The sequence below is a fragment of the Blautia sp. AM47-4 genome, from assembly GCF_003479865.1.
Lineage (GTDB): Bacteria > Bacillota > Clostridia > Lachnospirales > Lachnospiraceae > Fusicatenibacter > Fusicatenibacter saccharivorans.
This window is the reverse complement of record NZ_QUHY01000008.1, coordinates 71725-98285: the sequence shown is the minus strand read 5'-3', so window position 1 is coordinate 98285 and position 26561 is coordinate 71725. Positions and strand designations below refer to the sequence as shown.

The window sequence follows — 26561 nt, the reverse complement described above, 5'->3', positions numbered from 1 at the left end:
TCCCTGAGTTCTGTATAAAAACGGGGAAAAAAGGAATAGTATAAAATGTACTCTCGGGGCCTTTCTGCACTTGCTTTTACGGCCGATTTTCCGCCAGCTGCACCCAAATTTCATCAACGTACGCACCGCGTACGCCTCAGAAATTTGGGTGCAGCTGACAAAAAATCTTCTCGTAAAATCAAGCGCAGAAAGACTCCGAGAGTACATAAAAAAACAGCAGGAGGAAAAATCAATGGCGGGAATTTTAACAGCGCTGCTTTCCGGCGCACTGATGAGTATTCAGGGCGTTTTCAACACAGAGGTGACGAAACAGACGAGTACATGGCTGGCGGCCGGCTGGGTGCAGATTAGTGCGTTTGCCGTCTGTCTTGCGGCATGGTGCATCACCGGGAGGGAGCCGATCGGGGATCTGTTCCGCGTAAAGCCGTGGTATCTGCTGCTCGGCGGGGCAATTGGCGCGTTTATCACGATCACGGTTATCTGGAGTATGGCAGGGCTCGGCCCGGCGAAGGCGGCGATGCTGATCGTCATTTCCCAGCTTGCGGCGGCGTGGCTGATTGAACTGTTCGGACTTTTCGGCATGGAAAAAACAGATTTCACCGTGCGCAAGCTGCTCGGCATGGCAGTGGCAGTTGTGGGAATTGTAGTGTTTCAGTGGGAATAACGATTAAGATTTCTACTTGTATTTTTATGGTTTCTTCGATACAATAGAAACGTAGTTATGCGTACACAAGGGACCCTTGCGCGTCAGATGCGAAGCGGAAGGGAGTACACAGCATGAAATTGAAAAAACAGCAGAACAGAGGCAGAAAACATGCAAAAATACTGGCGGCGATGCTGGTTTTTTTGCTCTGCGGATGCAACCACAGGGATACAGAATACAAACTGTCAGATAGCACAGGCGGGAGTACGGCGGAAACCGTTTTCGGGAATCAGAAGGAAGTGGATGAGGAGCAGACGGTTTCCGGAAAAAGCGCCGGAGAAACCACAGGCATTCCGGAAAAACGTGAGGCACAGGAGGCAGCACCGGAAGAAACGGTGCAGGTTTATATCTGCGGTGCGGTCGCTTCCCCCGGTGTCTACACGCTGCCGGGCGGAAGCCGCGTAGTGCAGGCTGTGGAAGCGGCAGGCGGATTTCTGCCGGATGCTGAAGAAAAAATCCTCAATCTTGCACGGAAAATCGAAGACGGAGAGCAGATCACCGTCTGGACGCGCGAGGAGGCAGAAAACATGGAAATCACGGAAACGCCGCAGCAGAATACGGGCGGCACGGAGCAGGCTTCCGGTTCCGGCAAAGTCAACCTGAACACGGCCGGAAAAGAAGAACTGATGACACTCTCCGGCATCGGAGAGAGCCGTGCGGATGCCATCATCGCCTACCGCGAAGCAAACGGCCCGTTTGGTTCGATTGAGGAGATTATGAACATTGAGGGCATCAAGGGAAAGATGTTTGAAAAGATAAGGGGTTCTATCGAGGTTTAGAACAAGAAGGAGAAGAAATGGCAAAGAAAGTTCTTGTAGTTGATGATGAAAAACTGATCGTAAAAGGAATCCGCTTCAGCCTGGAGCAGGACGGCATGGAGGTTGACTGCGCATACGACGGCGAGGAAGCACTCTCCATGGCAAAAGAAAAAGAATACGATATGATCCTTCTGGATCTGATGCTGCCAAAGCTGGACGGATTGTCCGTCTGCCAGCAGATCCGTGAATTTTCCAACGTTCCGATCGTCATGCTGACCGCAAAGGGCGAGGACATGGACAAAATCCTGGGACTGGAATACGGCGCAGATGATTACATCACAAAGCCGTTCAACATTCTGGAAGTAAAAGCACGCATCAAGCCATCATGCGCCGTGCGGCCCGCCAGGAGCCAAAAGAAGAGAAAGCAAAAGTCGTACAGGTGAAAGACCTGCGGATCGACTGCGAGAGCAGAAGAGTCTTCATCGGAGACCGCGAGATCAATCTGACTGCGAAGGAGTTCGATGTGCTCGAGCTTCTCGTCTTCAATCCGAACAAGGTGTACAGCAGAGAGAACCTGCTGAATATTGTCTGGGGCTATGAGTACCCGGGCGACGTGCGCACCGTAGATGTACATATCCGCCGTCTGCGCGAAAAGATTGAGAAAAATCCAAGTGAACCGAAGTACGTTCACACAAAGTGGGGAGTTGGTTACTATTTCCAGGCTTAAAAACAAAGAAAAATGGAAGTTTCTGCGGAGTCTGCGCTTCCGCATCACGGTGATTCTTGTGATCATCGGCATTGTACCGTGTGTGATCCTTGAGAAGAGCATCGTAAACAGCTATGAGGACCGTGCGGTATCGGTGCGCAGCATTACCGTAAAAAATCAGTGCGATATTATCTGCAACCAGCTCATCCAGCAGAATTACATGGAAGATCCTGGATCGGATGTCATCAACGGACAGCTCAGTATGCTGACAAATATCTACGGCGGCAGAATCCTGATTATCGACCAGGATTTCCGCGTCATCAAAGATACGTACGATATGGACCGCGGAAAGACGATTATCTCGCAGGAGGTCATCCAGAGCTTTCAGGGCAAGGAGACGAGCCAGTACGACCGGAAAAACAGCTATCTGGAAATGACGGTGCGGATTCAGAATACCGAGACGAAGGAGACGCTCGGCGTTATGCTCGTCAGCATTTCGACGGATGAGATCCGTGCGAATATGAAAATTCTGGAGACGAAGGGAATGACGATTCTTTCGATCATTGCGCTTCTCGTGCTGGTTTTTGGCTATCTGCTCGCGGGCATTCTGATGAAGCCGTTCCAGAAGGTCACCCGTTCCATCGAGGACATCACCGACGGCTATCTCGACGAAAGCATTTCTGTTCCGGATTACCTCGAGACAGAGCTGATCACGGACGCATTCAACAAGATGCTGACCCGCGTCCGCACGCTCGACGATTCCCGCCAGGAATTTGTTTCGAACGTCTCGCATGAGTTAAAGACGCCGCTTGCGTCCATGAAGGTTCTGGCGGATTCGCTGAACGGGCAGGAGGGCGTTCCGGTGGAACTTTATCAGGAGTTCATGCAGGATATTACCTCGGAGATCGACCGCGAAAACCAGATTATTACCGACCTTTTGTCGCTGGTCAAGATGGATAAAAAGGTGGCAGACCTCAATATCACCCAGGTCAATATCAACGAGCTGTTAGAGCAGCTGCTGAAGCGGCTTCATCCGATTGCCGCACAGAAAAATGTGGAGCTCATTCTCGACAGCTTCCGCCCGGTCAATGCGGAGGTGGATGCGACGAAGCTCTCGCTGGCGTTCTCGAACCTGATCGAAAACGGCATCAAATACAACAACGAGAATGGATGGGTGCGTGTATCCTTAAATGCGGATCACAAATATTTCTACGTGACGGTGGCAGACTCCGGCATCGGCATCCCGGAGGAGTCGATTGCGCATATCTTCGAGCGTTTCTACCGCGTGGACAAGTCCCACTCGCGGGAAATCGGCGGAACCGGCCTTGGCCTTGCGATTGCGCGGAGCGCGATTGTCATGCACCGGGGAGCGATCCGTGTATACAGCAAAGAAAACGAGGGAACGACATTTTCCGTGCGGATTCCTCTGAATTACGTGATGTAGGAGGTGGCGCACATGAAACGGATACTTGGCGTACTGCTGGCCGGCGTGCTGCTTCTTAGCGGCTGCGGGCAGTGGCAGAAGAGCCAGAAGGAGTCGGCGTATCACCTGTACTGCCTGGACAAAACCGGCACAACACTGGTGCAGGAGCCGTATGAACCAAAAGAAGGAACGGATCAGAAACTGATCAAGGAGCTGGTTGACGCGCTGCAGGAGAAACCTGCCAAGGACGGAAACCAGGCACTTCTTTCCAATGGGATTTCCATCAAGACGTATACGCTGGAGAACGGGCTCCTTACGCTGAACTTAAGTGGAGAGTACGGAGAGCTTGCGCGGCCGCAGGAGGTTTTGGTGCGTGCAGGACTGGTGCGTACCTTTGTGCAGGTTCCGGAGGTGGAGCGCGTGACGCTTCTGATTGACGGGGATCCGTTAAAGGATTCCAAAGGACGCGAGATCGGAACGATGACGGCGGACAGCTTTCTGGAAAATTCCGGAAGGGAAATTTATCAGTATCAGTATGCGACGCTGACACTGTATTTTGCAAATGAAGCAGGCGATCATCTTGTGAAAGAGACGCGGCGGGTGCCGTACAGCACGAACATTCCGCTGGAACGTGTCGTGGTGGAGCAGCTGATGAAGGGACCGAAAGGAGACGGCCACTATGCAGTGCTGCCGGATACGATGAATGTCTTAAGTGTCACGACATCCGATCGGATTGCCTATGTGAATTTTGACAAATCTTTTAAGGATTCTGCGCTTTCGAGTGTGGCGGAGCAGATTCCGATTTACGCGGTGGTGGATTCCATCACGGCGAACTGTAAGGTGGATAAGGTGCAGTTTTCCATCAACGGAGAGAGCGATGTAACCTTCCGTGAAACGATGAAACTCAATCAGTTCTACGAGGAAGACCTGTCTTATCTGGAGGAAAAAGATACATGAGAAAACGGCCCATGTGCCTGGCGTGTCTTGGATTCATGCTGGTGCTTGTGCTGCTGCGGATTGCGGGCGTGCCTCTTGGCACGCCTTTTTCTGACCCCAAATACGAAAACAAAGCGCAGCAGGGCAGGAAGGTGTGGATTGCAGGGACAATTGAAACGTATGAGAAAAAGAGCAGCAACAACGGGTATGTGCTGCGTGGGGAGGGAAGCAAAGGGAAAATTTATCTGCTCGCAAAGCGGGGAGATCTGCCGGTCGGAGCCGCTGTGCGGGTGTACGGAACTGTAAAAAAGCCGGAAAGCCCGCGCAATCCGGGGATGTTTGATGAGAAAACATATTATGAGGGAAAAGGCTGTGCGTTTTACGTGATTTCGGAGCGGGAGGAAGTTGTGGATGCCGGGCGGTGGAATCTCGGCGAAGCGCTCCGGCTGGAGCGGGAGCGGTGCTGTGCCGTTTTAAAAGAAATGATGCCGGAGGAGGAGGCAGGTGTGCTTTCTGCGATGCTGCTCGGGGAACGGTCGGAACTCACGGAGGAGACGTATCTGGCGTATCAGCAGAGCGGTCTGCTGCACCTGATTTCCGTTTCCGGCATGCATCTGATGCTGCTCGGCATGGCACTCCGACGGCTGCTGATGGCGCTGCATCTGCCGAAAACTTCCGCGTCTCTGGCAGCGGCCGCCGGTATGGTGCTGTATGGCATGTTTACCGGCAGTGGAACGGCGACCGTGCGTGCAGTGGTGATGTTTGCGGTGCGGATGGGAGCTGTCGCAGTGGGAAGGACGTATGATTCCTTAAGTGCGCTCTCTCTTGCGGCAATTCTGATGCTGGCAGAAAACCCCTCGTATCTGGAGCAGAGCGGGTTCTGGCTTTCGTTTGGAGCAGTAACAGCCATTTCCGGGGTTTATCCGGTTCTGGCGGGGGAGAAGGCGGAACGGAAGAGACGCGGGGAAAAAACGGGGTTGGAAAAGCTTGCGGCGAAAGGAAAAGAGGCTGCGATGGTGTACCTTTCCCTGCAGCTTGTCATGATCCCGCTGCAGGCGTGGTATTTTTATGAGATTCCGCTCTTTGCGTTTCTGCCGAATCTGTTTGCAGGAGCTGTCATGACGGCGGTGCTGCTGACGGGTGCTGCGGGGCTTCTGGCGGGACTGGCAAGCGTGAAAGCGGGAAGTGTTGTTCTGCTTCCGACGCGGTTCCTGCTCACACTTCTGCGGCAGATGACAGCGGCGGTCGCACAGATTCCGGGAAATGTGTGGATCTGCGGTCAGCCGGAAAAATGGCAGATGGCAGGATATGGAATCATTCTGACCGGTCTGCTGGTGATACTGTATGTGCGAAAACGAAAACGGGAGATGAATCCGGATGGGGCAAAACGAAAAGGTGCGCAGGCACGAAAGCGGGAGCGGATGCTCTTTGGTATTACCATGTTTTTTGCCTGTGTTCTGCTTTTTTACCGTCCCCGGGAAACGTTTTCCATTACAGCGCTGGACGTCGGCCAGGGCGATTCGCTGGTGGTGGAGAGCGGCCGTTTTGTGATGCTGAATGACGGCGGGAGCAGCAGTGCGTCTGCGGTCGGGGAAAAAAGGATTCTCCCATATCTGAAACAGCGCGGCATTGCCGCTCTTGATGCCGTTGTTGTCACGCACCCGGACGCAGATCACACGAACGGAATCCTCGAACTGCTGGAGCTGATCAGGGAGCAGAAAACGGCGCTTCGCATCCGCCATCTGTTCCTGCCTGTGTGGATGAAAGGAAGCGAAAAAGAAAATCCTTTTATTTTAGCCGCACAAAAAGCGGGAATTATGGTAGAATATCTAAAAAAGGGAGACGAGATCCGTGCAGGAGAACTCACCGTATCGGTACTTCATCCGGGAGCGGGCGAAGACTATACGGGAGAGGAAAACGCCGGAAGTGTTGTATTACAGCTTTCCTGCGGTGCCTGCCGCGCACTTCTGACGGGAGATCTGGAGGGAAGCGGAGAAGAAGAGGTCCTGGGAGCGGCAGAGCGGTGCCAGATTTTAAAGGTGGCGCACCACGGCTCGAGAAATTCAACGAGCGAGGCATTTCTGAACCGCATACAGCCGCAGATCAGCCTGATTTCCTGCGCGTGGCCGGGACGGTACGGCCATCCGCACCGGGAGCTGCTGGAGCGGCTTCGTGCCTGCAAAAGCCATATCTACGGAACACCGGTGGATGGAGCCGTGACAGTACAGCTGAAGCGTGACCGCCTGGCGGTTCACGGATACCGGTCGGATGTGGAATTTCCCGTCTCCTGAATGGTCAAAAGCTCCGGCTGCTGCGGCACTGCGCAAACGTGCTTCTGCCGGAACGAAAGAAAGAGGATGGAATGAAAAGCATTTTAGAAGATATCAAAACGCAGAATTTTAAGCAGGCCTACCTGCTCTACGGAGAAGAAGCCTATCTGAAGCATCAGTATAAAAACAAGCTGAAAAACGCACTGCTGCCGGAGGACGACACGATGAATTTCTCCCGCTTTGAGGGAAAAGGAACCGAGATTCCCAAAGTGATTGACCTTGCGGAGACGATGCCGTTTTTTGCGGACCGCCGTGTGATTCTGCTGGAAAATACAGGATTTTTCAAAAACAAAGCCGACGCGCTGGCAGACTACATGGGATCCCTGCCGGATTATCTGGTGCTGATCTTCGTGGAGGAGGAAGTCGATAAGCGGAACCGTATGTACAAGGCGGTGCAGAAGCAGGGAAGAGCAGTGGAATTTGCTCGTCAGGACGAAAAGACGCTGATGACCTGGGTACTCGGCATGATGAAAAAAGAGGGAAAAAAGATCACGCGCCAGGATATGGAAGATTTTCTGGAAAAGACGGGCGCGGATATGGGAAATATCTCGCAGGAGCTGGAAAAACTGCTCAGCTATACGATGGGAAGAGATGTGATCACGCGGGCGGATATCGAGGCAGTCTGCACAACGCAGATTACGAACCGGATTTTCGAGATGATCCGCGCGGTAACGGAGAAGAAGCAGCGGAAAGCGCTCGATCTGTATCAGGATCTGCTGGCTTTAAAGGAGCCGCCGATGCGGATTCTCTTTCTGCTGGCACGCCAGTTCAATCTGCTACTGCAGGTCAAAGAGCTGCTGGCAGAGCACTGCGATCAGGCGACGATCGCAAAACGGACGGGACTGCAGAGCTTCGTTGTGCGGAACTATATTCCCATGTCGCGCCAGTATGCGGCGGAGGAATTAAAAGCGGCGGTCAATGACTGCGTGCAGATGGAAGAGGACGTGAAGACGGGAAAAATTTCCGATCTGCTGAGCGTGGAGCTGCTGATTACGAAATACAGCAGGGCGGCGTAAGAGCAGAGTTTTCTAAAAAGAACAAGGCGTATCGGCCAGTTTTCCTGTACCGGTACGCCTTGTTCTGTGTTTATCAAAAGATCTGTCGCGGCGCACTCTTTTGGTAAGCATAAAAAAAGAACCCAGCCACATGACGGTATGACTAAGTTCTCTTTGGTTTATATCTTTATTATGCGATTGAGTTTACAGCTTTGCTCAGATTGGATACTTTTCTGGCAGCGTTGTTTTTATGATAAACGCCTTTAGAAGCAGCCTTGTCGATGGTAGAGATCGCATTTACTAATGCAGCAGCAGCAGCCTCTTTATCGTTTGCAGCAACAGCAGCATCTACTTTTTTCATAGAAGTCTTAACTGCAGAACGGATTGCTTTGTTGCGGTCTGCCTTTGTCTGATTTACCAGGATTCTTTTCTTTGCGGATTTAATGTTAGCCAAACTGTACACCTCCAATATTTTTAAAATTAATGTGATTTAAGGGATGTTATTCAATGGAACAGACACGGGCGCTCCACTGAAACATGCTTTATTATCCTATAATATTTCGCATGTTTTGTCAATACATATTTTTGAAAAAATTGCAAAAACTACAACAAAAATACAGGAGAAGGAGAAAAGTATGATAGGAAAGTATAGGATGCGGACAGACCTGGCGATGGAGAATCAGGAAAAATTTGAGAGGGACCATGTGGAGATCTCCGGGGTCGAGATTGAGAAGAAGAAAAGAAAGGCGGAAATTCAGACAACCATTGTGAAAATCACATCGGAGCAGGGTGCAAAAATGATGGGAAAGCCGAAAGGGACGTATGTGACGATCGAAGCGCCGCTGCTTTTGACGGCAGACGAGGAGGAGAGCCGGAAAGCGGCGGAGGAGTTTTCCAACTGTCTGATGGAAATGGTGCCGGAAGCGTGCGGATCCGTTCTTGTGGCCGGCCTCGGCAACCGCGGCATCACGCCGGATGCGCTCGGGCCGGAGACGGTGGAGCAGCTTAACGTTACGCGCCATCTGGTGCGCACCTACGGAAAGAAGGGCTGGGAAGTGAGTGCCCTTGCTCCCGGCGTTATGGCACAGACGGGCATGGAGGCAGTGGAAATCCTGCGCGGAACGGCAGAACAGACCCATCCAGATGTGATTCTCGCCGTGGATGCCCTTGCCGCATGCAGTATTCACCGGCTGAACTGTACGATCCAGCTTGCCGACACCGGAATCTGGCCGGGCTCGGGCGTCGGAAACCACCGCAATGCCTTAAATCAGGAGACGCTCGGCGTGCCGGTCATCGGAATCGGTGTGCCGACCGTTGTAGGGGCAGGAACGATCGTCCACGATGCCGTCGCAGGCGTTCTGGAATCGCTGGAGGAGTCCGAGATGGATGAATTTCTGGGAGAAGTCATTTCACCGGCGCTCGAAAGCCTTTACGTGACGACAAAAGAGATCGACGAGATGGTCCGCCGCCTGGCCGGGGTTCTTGCGGCAGGTATGAATCAGGCATTTTCCGGGGAACTGTAACATATCATGAATATGGTGATAATATGTGGAATGCCAGGCGAAATGGACGATGGTTCGGATGGGGATGTCTTTTCCTGTCCTGCAGTATACTGCTGTTCCGCAGTGCAGCGGTTCTCCGGAAAAATCATTTCTCAGAGGGGAAAGTTCTGCTGCAGCGGGCGGCAGCACAGGCGGAGCAGTTATCCGTGGATGTGATGATGCCGCTTCTTTTTTATGACGGAAAAGAGGACGGAAGGGGATGGATGGAAAATCTCCTCGCGGCAGTGCGGGATCAGATACCGGCGCTTCGGGAGGGAAGCACGGCAGAAAATACGCTGTCTGCCGGGACAGAAGCAGCGGAAACGGATACGGCGAAGCAGGATTCGAATCCGGGACCGGGAGCAGAAAGAGGGCAGACAGAATCGAAGGAGCAGGGAACTGAGGAAGATCAAAAGGATGGAACTCAAAAAGATGAAACTCAAAAAGATGGAATGGAAATCACGGAGCCGGAGCAGACGGAAACAGGAATCACAGAACCGGCGGCCGGAGAGTCGGCATCAACGGCAGAACCCGAAGCGCCGCAGTCTGTCCCGGAGGAGACCATCGAAACCGGCGGCGCACCGCGTGAGATTCTCTATCCGGAGGCCGACACGATTCAGGAGACAATTTCCCCTGACCTTCTTGCTGACCCGCAGGCGCTCCTGAACCGCTTCTTCGTTGTCGATCCCAACACTTCGGTCCTGCCGGGCGAGATCGACGGCAGCACCCTGCTCGGAAAAGACCTGACCCTGCCGGAAAATGCCGAGGCCCGCAGATTCTGATCTATCATACCCATTCGCAGGAAACCTTCGCCGATTCCCGTCCGGGAGAAAGAGCGGACACGGTAATCGGCCTCGGTGATGATCTGCAGGAGCTTCTGGAAAAGCAGTACGGATACGAAGTGCTTCATATTACAGAGGCATTTGACATGAAAGAAGGCTGTCTCGAGCGGAGCCGCGCCTACAACTACGCGGAGCCGGTCATCGCAGCGGCGCTGGAAGAACACCCGTCCATTCAGGTCGTGATCGACCTGCACCGGGACGGGGTCAATGGTTCAAAACGTCTTGTGACAGAAATCAACGGAAAGCCGACCGCGCAGATCATGTTTTTCAACGGCCTTTCCCGCACGAAAGAAAGCGGCGAACTGACAAGCCTGCCCAATCCGTATCAGGCGGAAAACCTTGCATTTTCCTTTCAGATGGAGTATGAGGCAAAACAGTATTATCCCGGCTTTTCACGCTGTATCTATTTAAAAGGCTACCGCTACAACCTCCATCTCCGCCCGAGATCTGTTCTTCTCGAGGTTGGTGCGCAGACGAATACGGTCGAGGAGGTGAAAAATGCAATGGGGCCGTTTGCGGATATCCTGCATAAGGTTCTGTCGGGCAAAAGTCCGGCATCAGGCGGATAAATTTATCTTGCTTTTTTGAGTGGAATTTCGTATCATACAAAATAGACATGAGATAAAATTGATATTTAACCCGTGAAAAAGCAGGAGGAAAAAACTTGTCAGGAATAGATCAGAGTAAAATTCGTAATTTTTGTATTATTGCCCATATCGACCATGGAAAATCAACCCTTGCGGACCGTATTATTCAGAAAACAGGCCTTTTGACCGAGCGTGAGATGCAGGATCAGGTGCTGGACAATATGGATCTGGAGCGTGAGCGCGGCATCACGATCAAGGCACAGGCGGTCCGTACCGTATACAAAGCGGCCGACGGCGAGGAGTACATTTTAAACATGATTGACACCCCGGGCCATGTTGACTTCAACTATGAGGTTTCCAGAAGCCTTGCCGCATGCGACGGCGCGCTGCTCGTTGTCGATGCATCGCAGGGTATCGAGGCGCAGACCCTTGCCAACGTCTATCTCGCCCTTGACCATGACCTGGATGTGTTCCCGGTCATCAACAAAGTAGACCTTCCAAGCGCCGAGCCGGACCGTGTAATTGCAGAGATCGAGGATGTCATCGGACTGGAAGCGCAGGATGCTCCGCGGATTTCCGCAAAAACCGGCCTGAACGTGGACGAGGTGCTCGAACAGATCGTACAGAAAATTCCGGCACCGGAAGGTGATCCGACGGAACCGTTAAAAGCACTGATTTTCGACTCTGTTTACGATGCATACCGCGGCGTCATCATTTCCTGCCGTGTAATGGAAGGAAGCGTGAAAAAAGGAACGAGAATCCGCATGATGGCGACAGGCGCTGTCGAGGAAGTTGTCGAGGTCGGCTACTTCGGCGCAGGCCGTCTGATCCCGTGCGACGAGCTCTCCGCCGGAATGGTAGGCTATATCACCGCCAGCATCAAAAACGTGCGCGACACCCGCGTGGGTGATACCGTGACCGATGCCGACCGTCCGTGTGCAGAAGCACTGCCGGGCTACAAAAAAGTCAACCCGATGGTATACTGCGGCATGTACCCGGCCGACGGCGCACAGTACGGCGATCTGCGCGACGCGCTGGAAAAACTGCAGTTAAACGATGCATCCCTCTTCTACGAGCCGGAGACATCGGCAGCACTGGGCTTTGGCTTCCGCTGCGGTTTCCTTGGACTGCTTCACCTGGAAATTATTCAGGAGCGCCTGGAGCGTGAGTACAATCTGGATCTCGTGACGACCGCACCGAGCGTTATCTATAAGGTTCACAAAACCGACGGAACCGTCATTGACCTGACCAACCCGTCGAATCTGCCGGACCCGTCCGAGATTGATTATATGGAAGAGCCGCTGGTAAAAGCAGAGATTATGGTGACGACCGACTACATCGGACCGATCATGGAGCTCTGCCAGCAGAGGCGAGGCCAGTATCATGGAATGGAATACATGGAGACGACGCGTGCGATGCTTCATTACCATCTCCCGCTGAATGAGATTATCTACGATTTCTTTGATGCTTTAAAATCCCGCTCCAAAGGTTACGCGTCATTCGACTACGAGCTGCTCGGCTATGAGAGAAGCGAGCTTGTAAAACTCGATATCCTCGTCAATAAAGAAGAAGTGGATGCGCTGTCCTTCATCGTATTCGAGGGATCTGCCTACGAGCGCGGAAGAAAGATGTGCGAGAAGCTCAAAGAAGAGATTCCGCGGCAGCTCTTCGAAATCCCGATCCAGGCGGCTGTCGGATCAAAGATTATCGCCAGAGAAACCGTCCGCGCGATGCGCAAAGACGTCCTCGCCAAGTGCTACGGCGGCGATATTTCCCGAAAGAAGAAGCTGCTGGAGAAGCAGAAGGAAGGTAAGAAGCGGATGCGCCAGGTAGGAAACGTGGAGATTCCGCAGAAAGCCTTTATGAGCGTGCTGAAACTGGATGAAAATTAAGAAATAAAAATGAGACCGGCCTGTCGGCGCCGCCTGCTGTTGCGGGAGCGCAGGGGCCGGTCTTTCGATCGTACGGAGGAAAAGCAGAATGAATAAAAAAAGAAAACCACTGGAACTCTATGTGCATATCCCGTTCTGCATCCGGAAATGCGCCTACTGTGATTTTGTCTCGGGACCGGGCACGAAAGCAATGCAGAAGGAGTATGAAGAGGCTCTGCTGGCAGAAATCGATGTAGCGGAAGAGACGGCAGAAAGTGAAGTGATTTCCGCCTTTTTCGGCGGCGGAACACCATCCGCAGTGGATGCCGGAATGCTCGCCCGTGTGATGGAAAAACTGCGGAGCAAGTACATTTTTTCAGAGGATGCTGAGATTACGCTGGAGGCCAATCCGGGAACGCTGGATGCGGAAAAACTGAAATGTTACAGGAAGAGCGGCTTCAACCGGATCAGTATCGGCTGTCAGTCGGTTCACGATGAGGAGCTGAAACGGCTGGGAAGAATCCACACGTTTGCGGAATTTCAGGAGAGTTTTGCACTGGCACGGGATGCCGGGTTTGCGAATATCAACGTGGATCTGATGTCAGGTCTGCCGGAGCAGAGTGAAAAGAAATGGGAAGAGAGTCTTCGGACGATCGCGGAGCTTTCTCCGGAGCACATTTCCGCCTACAGCCTGATCGTGGAGCCGGGAACCCCGTTTGCGGAGCAGAAACTGGATCTGCCGGATGAGGACACAGAACGCGAAATGTATGCCAGAACGGCGGAAATCCTCGCAGAATACGGCTTTTTCCAGTATGAGATTTCCAATTATGCAAAGCCGGGCTTCGCATGCCGCCACAATATCGGCTACTGGAAAAGGACGGATTATCTGGGGTTCGGGCCTTCCGCGGCATCGTTATTCGGAAACCGCCGGTGGACGAACACGGCAGATCGATCTTTGTATCTGAAAGCGTGCGGAGCACTGGAAAAGATCCGTGAGGATGAGGAAATTCTTTCCCGGCAGGATGCCATGGAAGAATTTATGTTTCTCGGCCTTCGAATGACACAAGGGATCTCGACGGCGGAGTTTGAGGAGCAGTTTGGAAAGGAGATCCATGCCGTATACGGCGGGGTTCTGAAGAAATACGAAGCGATGCATCTTTTACAGGAACACAGCGGGCGTCTGGCTCTGACACGCGATGGGATTTCCGTCAGCAATGTGATTCTGGCAGATTTTCTGCTGTAAAAAGATGATAAAGAAATAGAACAAATGTTTGCATAACGCACGGCGGTGTGCTATAATGGTAGAAAACGAGACAAGATTCCTGTCCCTGTCCGGACAGGGATTCCAATTAATAAGAGGAACAGTTATGGCAGAGAAAAAAGAGTTTATCAGAATACGGGGAGCCAGGGAGAACAACCTGAAAGCACTGAATGTCGATATCCCCAGAAACCAGTTTGTTGTATTTACGGGCCTCAGCGGTTCAGGAAAGAGTTCGCTTGCGTTTGACACGATCTATGCGGAGGGCCAGCGGCGGTACATGGAGAGCCTTTCCTCCTACGCGCGCCAGTTCTTAGGACAGATGGAAAAACCGAATGTGGACAGCATCGAAGGCCTGCCGCCTGCTATTTCGATCGATCAGAAATCGACGAACCGGAACCCGCGTTCCACCGTCGGAACCGTGACGGAGATTTACGATTACTTCCGTCTTCTGTACGCGAGAATCGGTATTCCGCACTGTCCGAAGTGCGGAAAAGTCATCAGCCGCCAGTCGGTGGACCAGATGGTCGATCAGATCATGGCACTCCCGGAGCGGACGAAAATCCAGCTTCTCGCGCCGGTTGTGCGCGGCCGCAAGGGAAGACACGAAAAGGTGCTCGAACAGGCAAAACGCAGCGGCTATGTCCGCGTGATGATCGACGGCAGCCAGTATGAGCTGTCCGAGGAGATCACGCTGGATAAGAACCTGAAACACAACATTTCCATTATTGTGGACCGTCTTGTAGTCAAACCGGACATTGAGAAACGTCTGACGGATTCCGTCGAGAACGTACTGGATCTGGCGGACGGCCTTCTGGTGGTCGACACGATGGACGGAAATCAGCTCAACTTCAGCCAGAGCTTTTCCTGCCCGGACTGCGGCATCAGCATGGAGGAGATTGAGCCGAGAAGCTTTTCCTTCAACAACCCGTTCGGCGCCTGCCCGAGCTGTGCCGGCCTTGGCTACAAGATGGAGTTCGACGAGGATCTGATGATTCCGGACAAGACCGTATCCATCGCAGACGGAGCCATCACCGTGCTCGGCTGGCAGTCCTGCACGGACAAATCGAGCTATACGAGAGCCATTCTCGATGCGCTCGCAGAGGAGTACGATTTTTCCCTTTCCACTCCGTTCTGTGAATATCCGAAAAAAATCCACGATATCCTGATTTACGGAACGAACGGAAAATCCGTCAAGGTGCATTACCGCGGTCAGCGCGGCGTCGGTGTGTACGATGTGGCTTTTGAGGGGCTGATCAAAAATGTAGAGCGCCGCTACCGTGAGACCGGATCGGATTCTACAAAACAGGAATACGAAACCTTCATGCGTGTGACCCCGTGCCAGGCGTGCCATGGCCAGCGTCTGAAACCGACGTCGCTTGGTGTGACGGTCGGAGATAAAAATATTTTTGAAGTAACATCCCTTTCCATCGACAATCTGCAGAAGTTTATGCAGAACCTCGAACTCTCCGAACAGCAGCTGCTGATCGGAAAGCAGATTTTAAAAGAGATCCGTGCGCGTGTGAGCTTCCTTGCGGATGTCGGATTAAACTATCTGACCCTGGCGCGCGGAACGGCATCGCTGTCCGGCGGTGAGGCGCAGAGAATCCGTCTGGCAACGCAGATCGGCTCCGGCCTTGTCGGTGTCGCCTATATTCTCGACGAGCCGAGCATCGGTCTTCACCAGAGAGACAACGACAAACTTCTCGCGACGCTGAAACATCTGCGTGACCTCGGAAACAGCCTGATCGTCGTGGAGCACGACGAGGATACGATGCGCGCCGCTGACTGCGTTGTCGATATCGGCCCGGGAGCCGGTGAGCACGGCGGAGAGCTGGTGGCGATCGGAACGGCGGAAGATCTGATGAAAAATCCGAATTCCATCACCGGAAAATACTTAAGCGGAGAGCTGAAAATTCCGGTTCCGTCCGAGCGCAGAAAGCCGACGGGCTGGCTGAAGGTAGTCGGAGCAAAAGAGCACAATCTGAAAAATATCAACGTGAATTTCCCGCTCGGTGTCATGACCTGCGTGACCGGAGTCTCCGGATCGGGAAAGAGTTCCCTTGTCAATGAAATTCTGTACAAACGGCTGGCAAGAGATCTGAACCGTGCGCGGACGATTCCGGGTGCACACAAAGACATCATCGGTATGGAACAGCTCGATAAGGTCATCGACATCGACCAGTCCCCGATCGGAAGAACACCGCGTTCCAATCCGGCAACGTACACAGGTCTGTTCGATCAGATCCGCGACCTGTTTGCGGCAACGCAGGATGCCAAGGCGCGCGGCTACAAGAAGGGAAGATTCAGTTTTAATGTGAAGGGCGGCCGATGCGAGGCCTGCGGCGGCGACGGTATCCTGAAGATCGAAATGCACTTCCTGCCGGATGTCTATGTGCCGTGTGAGGTCTGCCATGGAAAACGGTACAACCGTGAGACACTGGAAGTCAAATACAAAGGAAAGAGCATCTACGATGTGCTGAATATGACGGTCGAGGAGGCACTGGAATTCTTCAGGCCGGTACCGTCGATTTTCCGGAAATTACAGACCCTGTACGATGTCGGCCTTTCCTACATCCGCCTCGGCCAGCCGTCCACCACGCTGTCCGGCGGAGAAGCGCAGCGTATCAAGCTCGCAGCAGAGCTGAGCCGCCGCGGCACGGGAAAAACGATCTACATTCTCGACGAGCCGACGACGGGACTTCATTTTGCGGATGTCCACAAACTGGTGGAGATTCTGCACCGCCTGTCCGAGGGCGGAAATACCGTCGTTGTCATCGAACACAATCTGGATGTCATCAAGACGGCGGACTATATTATTGATATCGGACCGGAGGGCGGAGACGGCGGCGGAACCGTGATTGCGTGCGGAACGCCGGAGGAAGTGGCCAAGAGCCCGGTATCCTACACCGGAAAATATGTCGAAAAATATCTCTAAAAAATCCTTTCCATTTTAAAAGGGATTGTATATAATAAGAAGCGGGTTGGGTTCAGAGCACATTCGATCCTTTTGGGTTTCGGGTGTTTTGAACCCGAACTTATTCTATACAAATTTCAAACAGATTAAAATAAAGAAAAATAAAAGAGAACAGGAAAGGGGATTACTATGGCTGCAACGACCGATATCGGAATTGATCTGGGGACGTCCAGCATCCTGGTCTATGCCAAGGGAAAAGGCATTGTATTAAAGGAGCCGTCCGTAGTTGCGTATGATAAAGATGCAGATAAAGTACGGGCAATTGGAGAAGAAGCGCGTCAGATGATTGGACGGACACCGGGCAATATTATGGCGGTCCGGCCCATGCGGCAGGGCGTGATCACGGACTTTCTGATCACCGAGCGCATGCTGCGCTACTTTATCCAGAAGGCAATGGGAAGAAGAGCATTCCGGAAACCGAGAATCAGCATCTGTGTGCCGTCCGGTGTGACGGAAGTAGAGCGGAAGGCTGTGGAGGAGGCAACGTACCAGGCGGGAGCCCGGGAAGTGCTGATCGTGCCGGAGCCGGTGGCAGCGGCAATCGGATCCGGAATTGACATTACGAAACCATGCGGAAATATGATCGTGGACATCGGCGGAGGCACGACGGATATCGCTGTGATCTCGCTTGCGGGAACCGTTGTTTCCAATTCGGTCAAGATTTCCAGTGAGACATTTGACCAGGATATCATCCGCTATGTACGGAAAACATACAACGTATTTATCGGAGAACAGACCGCAGAGGCAGTGAAAATCCGGATTGGTTCCGCTTATCCGCGGGCCGAGGAGAAAACGATGGAGATCAAGGGAAGAAACGTCATCACCGGACTTCCGGCGACGATTACGGTTTCCTCCGACGAAATCCGAGGTGCCCTTGTCCAGACGACAAACCAGATTGCGGACGCGATCTGTGCCGTGCTGGAAAAAACGCCGCCGGAACTGGCATCCGATGTTTCCGACCGCGGCATTATCCTGACCGGAGGCGGCAGTCTCCTTGCCGGAATGGACGAGCTGATCCAGGAGCGGACCGGCATCAATACCGTGACAGCAGAAAATCCGGCGAGCGTCGTTGCCCTTGGAACCGGCCAGTACCGCGAAGTGATGAATGAATTTGAAAGCCAGTTTTGATAAAAGATGAGTGAAAAAGAAAAAGTAGAAGGCTACGTAGAACACATTATTTTCCGAAATGAGGAGAACGGCTATACCGTCCTGAATCTGAGCATGAAGGGGCGCGCGCTGACATGCGTCGGCACGCTTCCGATGATCGGAGAGGGCGAGCTGATCGAGGCTTCCGGAGATTATATTGAACATGCTGCCTATGGAAAGCAGTTCCGCATTGAATCCTATGAGACGAAAGTTCCACAGGATTCTGTTGCATTGGAGCGGTATCTCGGTTCCGGTGCGATCAAAGGAGTCGGTGCGGCGCTGGCGGCAAGAATTGTGCGCCGCTTCGGTGACGATACGCTTCGGATCATCGAGGAAGAGCCGGAGCGCCTCGCGGAGGTAAAGGGAATCAGCGAGCGGAAAGCGCGTGAAATTGCACAGCAGGTGGCAGAAAAAGCCGAAATGCAGAATGCGATGATTTTCCTCTCGGGATATGGCATTGCACTGAATCTCGGTGCAAAGATTTATCAGCAGTACGGGGACAATGTGTACCGGATTTTAAAGGAAAACCCGTATAAAATGGCGGAAGATATCGCAGGCGTGGGATTTCGGACGGCGGATGAGATTGCCGGAAAAATCGGGATTGCCGTGGACAGCGAATTCCGCATCAAGAGCGGTCTTTCGTATGTGCTGAATCAGGCGACGGCAGAAGGCCATGTCTATCTGCCGGAACCGGTGCTGCTTCGGAGAGGGCAGGAACTTCTCGGCGTAGAACCGGAGCGGATGCAGAAATCTCTGCAGGATATGGCAATCGACAAAAAAGCGGTCATCCGCGAGCTCCCGGCCGAACGGGAAGGGGATGAGCCGCTGCGGATTGTGTACGCCAGCCAGTATTATTATCTGGAACTGAGTACGGCGCGCATGCTGCATGAGCTGAATATTACATGCGAGGAAGACCGTGAGGCAATCGAAAAGCGGATCGGAAAGATCGAGAAAAAATATCAGATCGAGCTGGATGAGATGCAGAAGACGGCAGTCGTTGAGGCGGCATACAGCGGTCTTATGATCCTGACCGGAGGTCCCGGAACCGGAAAAACGACGACCATCAATGCGATGATCCATTATTTTGAGGCAGAAGGCCTCGACATTTTCCTGGCAGCGCCGACCGGAAGAGCGGCGAAACGAATGACAGAGGCAACTGGCTGTGAGGCATGCACGATCCATCGTCTTCTGGAACTGACGGGAAATGTGGATGACTCCTCGGCAAATGTGCATTTTGAGCGGAACGCAGATAATCCGCTCGACGCGGATGTCATCATCATTGATGAGATGTCGATGGTTGATATCCACCTGATGCATGCCCTTCTTTCCGCGATTGTGCCGGGAACAAGGCTGATCCTGGTGGGAGACCAGAACCAGCTTCCAAGTGTCGGCCCGGGCAGTGTCCTCCGGGATCTGATCCGTTCGGAATGCTTTCCGATTGTCTGCCTGACGCACATTTTCCGGCAGGCATCTCAGAGCGATATTGTTGTCAATGCACATAAGATCCATAATGGGGAAGAGGTTATACTGGACAATAAGAGCAAAGATTTCTTCTTTTTGAAACGGTACGATGTCAACGTGATCTGGAAAGTGCTGGTGACGCTGGTGTCCCAGAAACTGCCGCGTTATGTGGATGCCCGCCCGCAGGATATCCAGATTCTGACTCCGATGCGGAAAGGTGCACTCGGCGTGGAAAATCTGAATCAGATTCTGCAGAAATACCTGAACCCGCCCGCACCGGACAAAGCCGAGCGGGAAAATGGAGGTAATATCCTCCGCGAGGGCGACAAGGTCATGCAGATCCGCAACAATTACCAGATGGAGTGGGAAATCCGCGGCATCAACGGAATCGTGGCGGAGCGCGGTATGGGTGTATTCAACGGAGACCTCGGCATGATCCGGAGTATCAACCCGTATACCGAGGTGATCACCGTGGAGTTTGAGGAAGGAAAATTCGCAGACTATACGTTCAAACAGGCGGACGAGCTGGAGCTCGCCTACGCCACAACGATACATAAAGCGCAGGGAAGCGAGTACCCGGCGGTTGTGATTCCGCTGCTCGGCGGCCCGCGCATGCTGATGACGCGGAATCTTCTGTATACGGCCGTGACGAGAGCCAGAAAGTGCGTCACCATCGTTGGAAGTGATGTGACATTCCAGGCAATGATCGGAAATCATATCGAGGCGAACCGGTATACAACGCTCGCCAGAAGAATCTGGGAAATGCAGGAAGAAAACGCGTAAACACGTTTTTCCGGGGCATGGATGCGGCTGCATCCGGCAGAGTGGATAAGGGAAAGCGCAGGTTACATGAAAGAAAAAAATAAAACAGGAAACTGGCTTTTAAACGCAGTTTATCCGAGACGATGTCCCATCTGTGACGGACTGCTGTCACGTGAGGAACTGTATCTATGCCGGAATTGTGTGGAAAAGATCCATCCGATTCTGGGTGCGCGGTGCAAAAAATGCGGGAAACCCGTGGGCAGTGAGGAAGAGTTCTGCCGGGACTGCAGCAGAACGAGACACAGCTTCGACCGCGGTTTTGCGCCGTACGGTTACCACGGGGAACTTGAGGCTTCCCTGATGCGGTTCAAATATCATGAACGGCAGGAATACGCTGGATTTTATGCTCACGCGGCGTTTTTCTATGTGGGAAAGCAGATCCAGAGAAGAAATCCGGAGGTGCTCGTTCCGGTGCCGCTTCATCCGGCGAGACAGCGGCAGCGCGGCTACAATCAGGCGGAGGTATTTGCAGAAAAGCTGGCAGAAGAAATGGAACTTCCCATGAATGCCCGCCTGATCCGCCGTGTGAAAAAAACAAAACGCCAGAAAGAGCTTAGTCCCGCCGAGCGGCGGAAAAACCTGGAGGGAGCTTTTGCATTGGCAAAGCCGGGACAGATGAAATACTGCCGGATTCTTCTGGTAGATGACATTTACACAACGGGAAGCACGGTTGATGCCATTGCGTCACTGTTGAAAGTGAATGGAGCAGAACAGGTGGATTTTGTTTGTGCGGCAATTGTAAAATAGTGTGTGAATATTTTGAGAATAGCTTTCCAATATCGGAAACATATGGTAAAATAAACATAATTTAGAACGGGAAGAGGAGACCAAGAGGCATGTTGGACGAAAAAAGGATTCGTCAGATGACAAAACTGGCTTTTTTTGAAAAAAAGAAGAAAAAAATGCCTTACGAATCGGCCGCTATTTTCGGAGTGATTACATCGGAAAAGAGCTTCTGAAAAATTTTTTTCTGGCTTCCATCGGATACATTCTGGTACTTGCGGTTGCAGTCTTATATCATATTGAATGGTTGGTGGACGAGATAGACACAATCGACCTGCAGTTTGCAGCAGGGTGTCTGATCGCGTCCTATCTGTGTTTTCTGGCAGTCTATTCCATTGCCGTGTATGTGATCAGCACGATCCGTTACCAGGGAGCACAGAAAAAGCTGAAATGGTATGGAAAAGAGCTGGATGACCTGCAGAACATGTATGAGGAACAGGAGAAAAGCGGGAAGAAATCCGGGCGCAGGAGGAAGGAAACATGACAGTATTGATTGAACTGAAAGAAAAATTAAAAGAGTTTTACGGCTCCTGCAGCGGAATCGTACTTCCGATTGTGAAATTTCTGCTCGCTCTTGCTGTATTTCGTGGTATTAATTCCAATCTCGGTTATCTGAAGATGCTGAACAGCATGTATGTGGTATTGATTCTGTCACTGATCTGCGCCATCCTGCCATTGAATGGAATGGTTTTCCTTGCAATGCTGGTGATCATCGGCCACTGCTTTGCACTTCACATGGTAGTCGCGGGTCTTGCGGCGCTGGTTCTGCTGGTGCTCTGGTTTCTATATCTTCGCTTTGTGCCGAAGGATGCGCCGGCACTCCTTTTGACACCGCTCGCATTCTGGCTTCACGTGCCATCTGCCGTTCCGGTTGCCTATGGTCTTGCCGGCACGCCGCTCTCTGCATTTTCAGCAGCCTGCGGTGTCGTTGTCTACTATATGTGCGACATGATTCACGGAAAAATGGAGCCGCTGCTTCATGCGGCGGAAGCACCGGAGATCACGGCAGTCGTACAGGAATTTTTCAACGGCCTCTTCCGCAATGAGGAAATGCTGCTGGTTCTGATCGCCTGCGCACTGACCGTACTTCTTGTCAATGCAATCCGCCACAGCAGTGCGGACTATGCATGGCAGATTTCCATTGTGGCAGGTTCGGTTGCCTATGCGGTTATTATGATTGCCGGAAGCCTGGCACTGGATGTACAGATTGCACTCCCGATGGTTCTGATCGGGGCGGCGGCCGGCTGTCTGGTTGGATTTGTTCTGGAGTTTTTCCTGTTCGGTGCAGACTACACCCGGACAGAATACCTGGAATATGATGACGACGATTATTATTACTACGTAAAAGCCGTTCCAAAATTCAATGTGACAAAGGCACAGCGCCGTGTGACTTATATTCGGAATGAAAAGAAAAAAGAACCGGATCTGACAGACGAGGAACTCGATGCTCTGGCAAATCTTGGACATACAGAAGAATCCGGGAACAGCAGGGATCTTGATGAGATCGAGGAAAAAGAAGAAATAGAAGAAATAAACGAAACAGAAGAAATAAACGAAACAGAAGAAATTCAGGAAGAAGAAATTCCGCCGCTGGACGAGGGCGATTATCAGGATGTGGATTATAAGAGCATGCTGGAGGACACCTTAAAGGATCTTTAAAAGAATTTTGAAAATCAGAAGAAAACCGGCCGGGGGAAAAGAAAGGAAGTGACAGTGTGCGTGGCGTGTGGAACTGGATTGTCACAAGAACGGCAGACTACGGGCTGCCAAAACAAATTGAACTGATTGATATTGTGCAGATTCTGCTCATTGCATTTTTCGTCTATCACCTGATCCGCTGGCTGCAGAATACAAAGGCCTATACGCTGATGAAAGGTATTTTTCTGATTGGTGTCTTTGTCATCATTGCAAACGTGCTGAAAATGCAGACGATTCTGTGGCTGTTCGGAAACATCGGCGGGGCGGCGATCACAGCGGTTGTAATTATCTTTCAGCCGGAGCTTCGAAGAGTGGTCGAGCAGATTGGAGAAAAGAATCCGCTGTCTGCCATTTCTTTTGCGAGCGGCCAGGAGGAAAATGAACGGTTCAGTGACAAAACCATCAATGAACTGGTAAGGGCCAGTTTTGAAATGGGAGAAGTAAAGACCGGAGCGCTGATCGTCATCGAAAAGACCATCACCCTGGAGGAATATGAAAAGACCGGAATCCCGATTGACGGCGTTCTGACCAGCCAGCTGCTGATCAATATTTTCGAACACAATACGCCGCTGCACGACGGAGCCGTGATTGTACGGAACAACCGTGTCACGGCAGCAACATGTTACCTGCCGCTGTCCGACAACATGGATCTGAACAAGAATCTTGGAACACGCCACCGTGCAGGTGTCGGCATCAGTGAGGTGACGGATTCCTTTACGATTATTGTCTCCGAGGAAACCGGAAATGTGTCGTATGCTTCCGGCGGAGAACTCCACACGGCAGTAACACCGAGCGACCTTCGGGAGCAGCTTCACAAAATCCAGAAGCTCGCGAAAAAACCGGAAGAGAAGAAAGGATGGCATATCCGCGGAATGCGTCAGAAAGTGGAGGGAGAGAAGAAATGAAAAAGAAAATTCTGAAAAAGCTTCTGAACAATCTCCCTTTGAAAATTCTTTCTATCCTGATTGCCATTGTAATCTGGTACGTTGTGGTCAGTGTGAATGACCCGATTGTGAAAGAGCGCTTTGATGTCCCCGTGCAGGTGACCAATGAAGCCTACATCGCAGCCGGAAAGAAAACATACCAGATTGCGGAGGAATACCAGACGGTCACGGTTACTGTCACGGACAACAACTCGGTTGTCAGCCGGCTGAAGGCATCGGATATCACCGTCACGGCCGATCTGACCCAGATTGTGACGATGGATACAAACCCGGTTTATGTGCCGATCAAGGCAGCGTGCTCCATGGTAAAACAGGAAAAACTGAGCACAGTGACAGCAACGATCCCTGTGGAAATCGAGGATGTGGACAGCGAAAAATTCCCGATCACAATTGACGCAGGAAATACGAAACCGGCAAAAGATTACGAAGTGGGAACGATGACTTCCGATCCGGAGAGCATCACCATTTCCGGCCCGACGTCCCTGATCAATAAGATCAGCAGTGTGGTGGCAAAAGTAGATGTAACCAATATGCGGAATTCCGGAACCGTCACGGCGGATCTGATGATTATTGATAAAAACCAGGATGAGATGCCGGAATCCCAGATGGAATTTTTGAATTTCGACAGCGGCTCCCCGCAGGTGGATGTGGATATTGAACTGTGGCGCCGTGTATCCGGTATTAAGCTGAGTGCACTGTACAGCGGAACTCCGGCAGACGGCTATCAGATTAAAAATATCTATACCACACCGGAGGAAATCACCGTTGCCGGATCCGAGGAGGCACTTGCAAAGCTGGCGGATGAAGGCAATACGATTGAAATTCCGGAAGACTATACCTCCGTTGCAGGACAGCGCTCCGATGTGGAGACGACGGTTGACTTAAGCGATGTTCTCGCCGATGTGACAGATCTGAAAGTATCTTCCAGTTCGTCTGCATCCGTTACCGTTCACGTAACGGTTATGCCGAATGAGAGCAGGGAATTTGAACTTGATGTCGATCAGATCGAGACGGGCAATCTTCAGTCCACTTATACCGTTCTGTATGATCAGACACAGCTTGCAATCCGCATTAAAGCATCGGACAAAAATCTGGCCAAATTAGATACTTCCCAGATCAACGCATCCATAGATCTGAATGGAATGGGTGTCGGGGATTACGAGGTACCGGTAAAAATCACACTGCCGGATGGCTATGAGCTCGTAGACAGTGTCAAGACAACGATTCATATCAAAGAAAAAGCAGTAGCAAATAAAACGACAGGAACAAATTAGGAGGGAAACCAATGGTAAGCGGAAAAGTGACCGTGAAAAATCCAACCGGCCTTCATCTTCGCCCGGCCGGAACCCTGTGCAAACAGGCAATGCAGTTTAAATCATCTATTACATTCCACTACGGAGATGGAAATACAGCAAATGCAAAGAGCGTCTTAAGCGTCCTTGGCGCATGCGTCAAATGCGGAGACGAAATTGAGCTGTTCTGCGAGGGAGAGGACGAGGAGGAAGCTCTGCAGTTCCTTGTCAATTCCATCCGGACGGGACTTGGGGAAGAACTGTAAGGAGAAAGAACAATGAAGAAATATGATTATGTTCTGGTTGGCGCCGGTCTGTATTCCGGAGTGATTGCTTATCTTGCTGGTCAGGCAGGGAAAAGCTGTCTTGTACTGGAACGAAGAGATCATACAGGCGGAAATATTTACTGCGAAGAAATCGAGGGAATTCATGTACACAAGTATGGAGCGCATATTTTCCATACTTCGAATAAAGAGGTGTGGCAGTTTGTCAATTCGCTGGCAGAATTCAACCGTTATACAAACTCGCCGATTGCCAACTACAAAGGCGAAATTTATAATATGCCGTTCAATATGAATACCTTCAGTAAAATGTGGGGAATCCGCACACCGGAAGAGGCGAAAACAATCATCGAAGAGCAGAGAAAAGCTGTTCCGGGAGAGCCGAAAAATCTGGAAGAGCAGGCGATCAAACTGGTTGGAAAAGATATTTATGAAAAGCTGGTTAAGGGTTATACAGAAAAGCAGTGGGGAAGAGACTGCAGTGAGCTGCCGAGCTTTATCATCAAACGGCTTCCGGTGCGCTTTACGTATGACAACAACTATTTCAATGACCTTTATCAGGGAATTCCAATTGGCGGCTATAACGTTCTGACAGAGCGGCTTTTTGAAAAAGCGGATGTACAGACAGGTGTTGATTTTCTGGAAGATAAAGAAAAGTACCTGGCGATGGGTGAGACAGTGATTTACACCGGAGCGATTGATGCGTTTTACGATTATGCACTTGGTAAGCTGGAATACCGTACGGTGCGCTTTGAAACAGAAGTGCTGGATACCGACAATTATCAGGGCGTGGCTGTAGTAAACTACACCGATCGGGAGACACCGTATACGCGTGTGATCGAACACAAGCATTTCGAATTCGGAACCCAGAAAAAGACCGTCATTTCCAGAGAGTATTCCACCGACTGGAAAGAGGGGATGGAGCCGTACTACCCGGTGAATGATACCAGAAACCAGGAACTTTATCAGAAATATGCCGCACTTGCGGAAAAAGAAGAGAAGGTTATCTTTGGCGGAAGACTTGGAGAATACAAGTATTACGATATGGACAAAGTCATTGAGGCTGCACTGAACCAGTGGGAGAAAATGCAGCGGCAGGAAAAAGAACTGCAAACGGAAATCAATCAAAACGGACTGCACACTTGACAGCAGTCCGTTTTTTGACTATATTATAAACGATATCCGGCTGGAAAATACCGGAAAATAA

General features: G+C 51.7%; 22 protein-coding genes and 1 pseudogene. 22 read left to right on the top strand and 1 reads right to left on the bottom strand.

Translation table 11 applies throughout. The annotated features are described in order from the left end of the window. Nucleotides 1–232: 232 nt before the first annotated feature. The 7 genes and pseudogenes from DW965_RS07590 to holA all read left to right on the top strand — a co-directional run bounded on the left by DW965_RS07590 (nt 233) and on the right by holA (nt 7872). Entirely contained in the window at nt 233–664 is a 432-nt protein-coding gene (locus DW965_RS07590) for a DMT family transporter (protein ID WP_055218605.1), read from the top strand. 113 nt (nt 665–777) lie between these two features. After that, complete coding sequence (locus DW965_RS07585; RefSeq protein ID WP_119198204.1) at nt 778–1482, top strand: helix-hairpin-helix domain-containing protein; 705 nt, start codon at nt 778–780, stop codon at nt 1480–1482. Nucleotides 1483–1499: 17 nt separating this feature from the next. Then, nucleotides 1500–2188, top strand: a pseudogene (locus DW965_RS22080) (response regulator transcription factor). Beyond that, the gene (locus DW965_RS07575; RefSeq protein WP_022462210.1) at nt 2133–3611 is read left to right on the top strand and encodes a sensor histidine kinase; all 1479 of its coding nucleotides are present in this window, start codon (nt 2133–2135) and stop codon (nt 3609–3611) included. Before DW965_RS22080 ends, DW965_RS07575 begins: the two are co-directional and overlap by 56 nt. A 12-nt stretch (nt 3612–3623) precedes the next feature. Further along, nucleotides 3624–4547, top strand: a complete 924-nt coding sequence (locus DW965_RS07570) for a GerMN domain-containing protein (protein WP_119198203.1) — start codon at nt 3624–3626, stop codon at nt 4545–4547. Beyond that, nucleotides 4544–6817, top strand: a complete 2274-nt coding sequence (locus DW965_RS07565; protein ID WP_119198202.1) for a DNA internalization-related competence protein ComEC/Rec2 — start codon at nt 4544–4546, stop codon at nt 6815–6817. The genes DW965_RS07570 and DW965_RS07565 overlap by 4 nt, the downstream gene beginning before the upstream one ends. A gap of 71 nt (nt 6818–6888) precedes the next feature. Continuing rightward, the gene (gene holA / locus DW965_RS07560) at nt 6889–7872 is read left to right on the top strand and encodes a DNA polymerase III subunit delta (RefSeq protein ID WP_117509509.1); all 984 of its coding nucleotides are present in this window, start codon (nt 6889–6891) and stop codon (nt 7870–7872) included. Between the two features lie 169 nt (nt 7873–8041). Here the strand turns inward: holA and rpsT are convergent, their stop codons facing one another. Then, nucleotides 8042–8305 (bottom strand): 30S ribosomal protein S20, encoded by a 264-nt coding sequence (gene rpsT, locus DW965_RS07555; RefSeq protein WP_022462214.1) that lies wholly within the window; start codon nt 8303–8305, stop codon nt 8042–8044. Between the two features lie 181 nt (nt 8306–8486). Here rpsT and gpr point away from each other — a divergent pair, with 181 nt between their 5' ends. The 15 genes from gpr (at nt 8487) to glf (ending at nt 26500) form a co-directional block, all read left to right on the top strand. Beyond that, nucleotides 8487–9374: a GPR endopeptidase gene (gene gpr / locus DW965_RS07550; RefSeq protein WP_119198201.1), complete on the top strand. Its 888-nt coding sequence runs from the start codon at nt 8487–8489 to the stop codon at nt 9372–9374. Between the two features lie 23 nt (nt 9375–9397). After that, entirely contained in the window at nt 9398–10174 is a 777-nt protein-coding gene (locus tag DW965_RS19860; protein WP_243036495.1) for a hypothetical protein, read from the top strand. Continuing rightward, the gene (locus DW965_RS07545; RefSeq protein ID WP_330421020.1) at nt 10168–10803 is read left to right on the top strand and encodes a stage II sporulation protein P; all 636 of its coding nucleotides are present in this window, start codon (nt 10168–10170) and stop codon (nt 10801–10803) included. Before DW965_RS19860 ends, DW965_RS07545 begins: the two co-directional genes overlap by 7 nt. 95 nt (nt 10804–10898) lie before the next feature. Next, nucleotides 10899–12713: a translation elongation factor 4 gene (gene lepA, locus DW965_RS07540; protein WP_119198200.1), complete on the top strand. Its 1815-nt coding sequence runs from the start codon at nt 10899–10901 to the stop codon at nt 12711–12713. An 88-nt stretch (nt 12714–12801) separates the two neighbouring features. Then, nucleotides 12802–13935, top strand: a complete 1134-nt coding sequence (gene hemW / locus DW965_RS07535) for a radical SAM family heme chaperone HemW (protein ID WP_119198199.1) — start codon at nt 12802–12804, stop codon at nt 13933–13935. Between the two features lie 124 nt (nt 13936–14059). Continuing rightward, the gene (gene uvrA, locus DW965_RS07530; protein ID WP_117509506.1) at nt 14060–16888 is read left to right on the top strand and encodes an excinuclease ABC subunit UvrA; all 2829 of its coding nucleotides are present in this window, start codon (nt 14060–14062) and stop codon (nt 16886–16888) included. 168 nt (nt 16889–17056) lie between these two features. Next, a complete protein-coding gene (locus DW965_RS07525) occupies nt 17057–18055 on the top strand; it encodes a rod shape-determining protein (RefSeq protein ID WP_117509505.1) in 999 nt (332 codons plus the stop codon). A gap of 6 nt (nt 18056–18061) precedes the next feature. Continuing rightward, on the top strand, nt 18062–20317 hold the full coding sequence (gene recD2 / locus DW965_RS07520) for an SF1B family DNA helicase RecD2 (RefSeq protein WP_119198198.1): 2256 nt from the start codon (nt 18062–18064) through the stop codon (nt 20315–20317). A 66-nt stretch (nt 20318–20383) separates the two neighbouring features. Beyond that, nucleotides 20384–21103 carry a ComF family protein gene (locus DW965_RS07515; RefSeq protein ID WP_158568322.1) on the top strand — a complete coding sequence of 240 codons (720 nt, stop codon included), beginning with the start codon at nt 20384–20386 and terminating at the stop codon, nt 21101–21103. Between the two features lie 286 nt (nt 21104–21389). Continuing rightward, nucleotides 21390–21623, top strand: a complete 234-nt coding sequence (locus DW965_RS07510; RefSeq protein WP_119188535.1) for a hypothetical protein — start codon at nt 21390–21392, stop codon at nt 21621–21623. Next, nucleotides 21620–22798, top strand: coding sequence for a hypothetical protein (locus tag DW965_RS07505; RefSeq protein ID WP_119198196.1), 1179 nt, complete (start codon nt 21620–21622; stop codon nt 22796–22798). Before DW965_RS07510 ends, DW965_RS07505 begins: the two co-directional genes overlap by 4 nt. Before the next feature lie 56 nt (nt 22799–22854). Then, complete coding sequence (gene cdaA / locus DW965_RS07500) at nt 22855–23742, top strand: diadenylate cyclase CdaA (protein ID WP_330410111.1); 888 nt, start codon at nt 22855–22857, stop codon at nt 23740–23742. Beyond that, nucleotides 23739–25055, top strand: coding sequence for a CdaR family protein (locus DW965_RS07495; protein ID WP_158554979.1), 1317 nt, complete (start codon nt 23739–23741; stop codon nt 25053–25055). The genes cdaA and DW965_RS07495 overlap by 4 nt, the downstream gene beginning before the upstream one ends. 11 nt (nt 25056–25066) lie before the next feature. Next, entirely contained in the window at nt 25067–25339 is a 273-nt protein-coding gene (locus DW965_RS07490) for an HPr family phosphocarrier protein (RefSeq protein ID WP_022462230.1), read from the top strand. 12 nt (nt 25340–25351) lie between these two features. Further along, entirely contained in the window at nt 25352–26500 is a 1149-nt protein-coding gene (gene glf / locus DW965_RS07485) for a UDP-galactopyranose mutase (protein ID WP_118666362.1), read from the top strand. The last annotated feature ends 61 nt before the right edge of the window (nt 26501–26561 follow it).

Bases quoted from the DNA above. Each gene is read 5' to 3' on its own strand.
- DW965_RS07590 (WP_055218605.1), top strand. From the start codon at position 233: ATGGCGGGAATTTTAACAGCGCTGCTTTCCGGCGCACTGATGAGTATT.
- DW965_RS07585 (WP_119198204.1), top strand. From the start codon at position 778: ATGAAATTGAAAAAACAGCAGAACAGAGGCAGAAAACATGCAAAAATA.
- DW965_RS07570 (WP_119198203.1), top strand. From the start codon at position 3,624: ATGAAACGGATACTTGGCGTACTGCTGGCCGGCGTGCTGCTTCTTAGC.
- DW965_RS07565 (WP_119198202.1), top strand. From the start codon at position 4,544: ATGAGAAAACGGCCCATGTGCCTGGCGTGTCTTGGATTCATGCTGGTG.
- holA (WP_117509509.1), top strand. From the start codon at position 6,889: ATGAAAAGCATTTTAGAAGATATCAAAACGCAGAATTTTAAGCAGGCC.
- gpr (WP_119198201.1), top strand. From the start codon at position 8,487: ATGATAGGAAAGTATAGGATGCGGACAGACCTGGCGATGGAGAATCAG.
- DW965_RS19860 (WP_243036495.1), top strand. From the start codon at position 9,398: ATGTGGAATGCCAGGCGAAATGGACGATGGTTCGGATGGGGATGTCTT.
- hemW (WP_119198199.1), top strand. From the start codon at position 12,802: ATGAATAAAAAAAGAAAACCACTGGAACTCTATGTGCATATCCCGTTC.
- uvrA (WP_117509506.1), top strand. From the start codon at position 14,060: ATGGCAGAGAAAAAAGAGTTTATCAGAATACGGGGAGCCAGGGAGAAC.
- DW965_RS07525 (WP_117509505.1), top strand. From the start codon at position 17,057: ATGGCTGCAACGACCGATATCGGAATTGATCTGGGGACGTCCAGCATC.
- recD2 (WP_119198198.1), top strand. From the start codon at position 18,062: ATGAGTGAAAAAGAAAAAGTAGAAGGCTACGTAGAACACATTATTTTC.
- DW965_RS07515 (WP_158568322.1), top strand. From the start codon at position 20,384: ATGAAAGAAAAAAATAAAACAGGAAACTGGCTTTTAAACGCAGTTTAT.
- DW965_RS07505 (WP_119198196.1), top strand. From the start codon at position 21,620: ATGACAGTATTGATTGAACTGAAAGAAAAATTAAAAGAGTTTTACGGC.
- DW965_RS07495 (WP_158554979.1), top strand. From the start codon at position 23,739: ATGAAAAAGAAAATTCTGAAAAAGCTTCTGAACAATCTCCCTTTGAAA.
- DW965_RS07490 (WP_022462230.1), top strand. From the start codon at position 25,067: ATGGTAAGCGGAAAAGTGACCGTGAAAAATCCAACCGGCCTTCATCTT.
- glf (WP_118666362.1), top strand. From the start codon at position 25,352: ATGAAGAAATATGATTATGTTCTGGTTGGCGCCGGTCTGTATTCCGGA.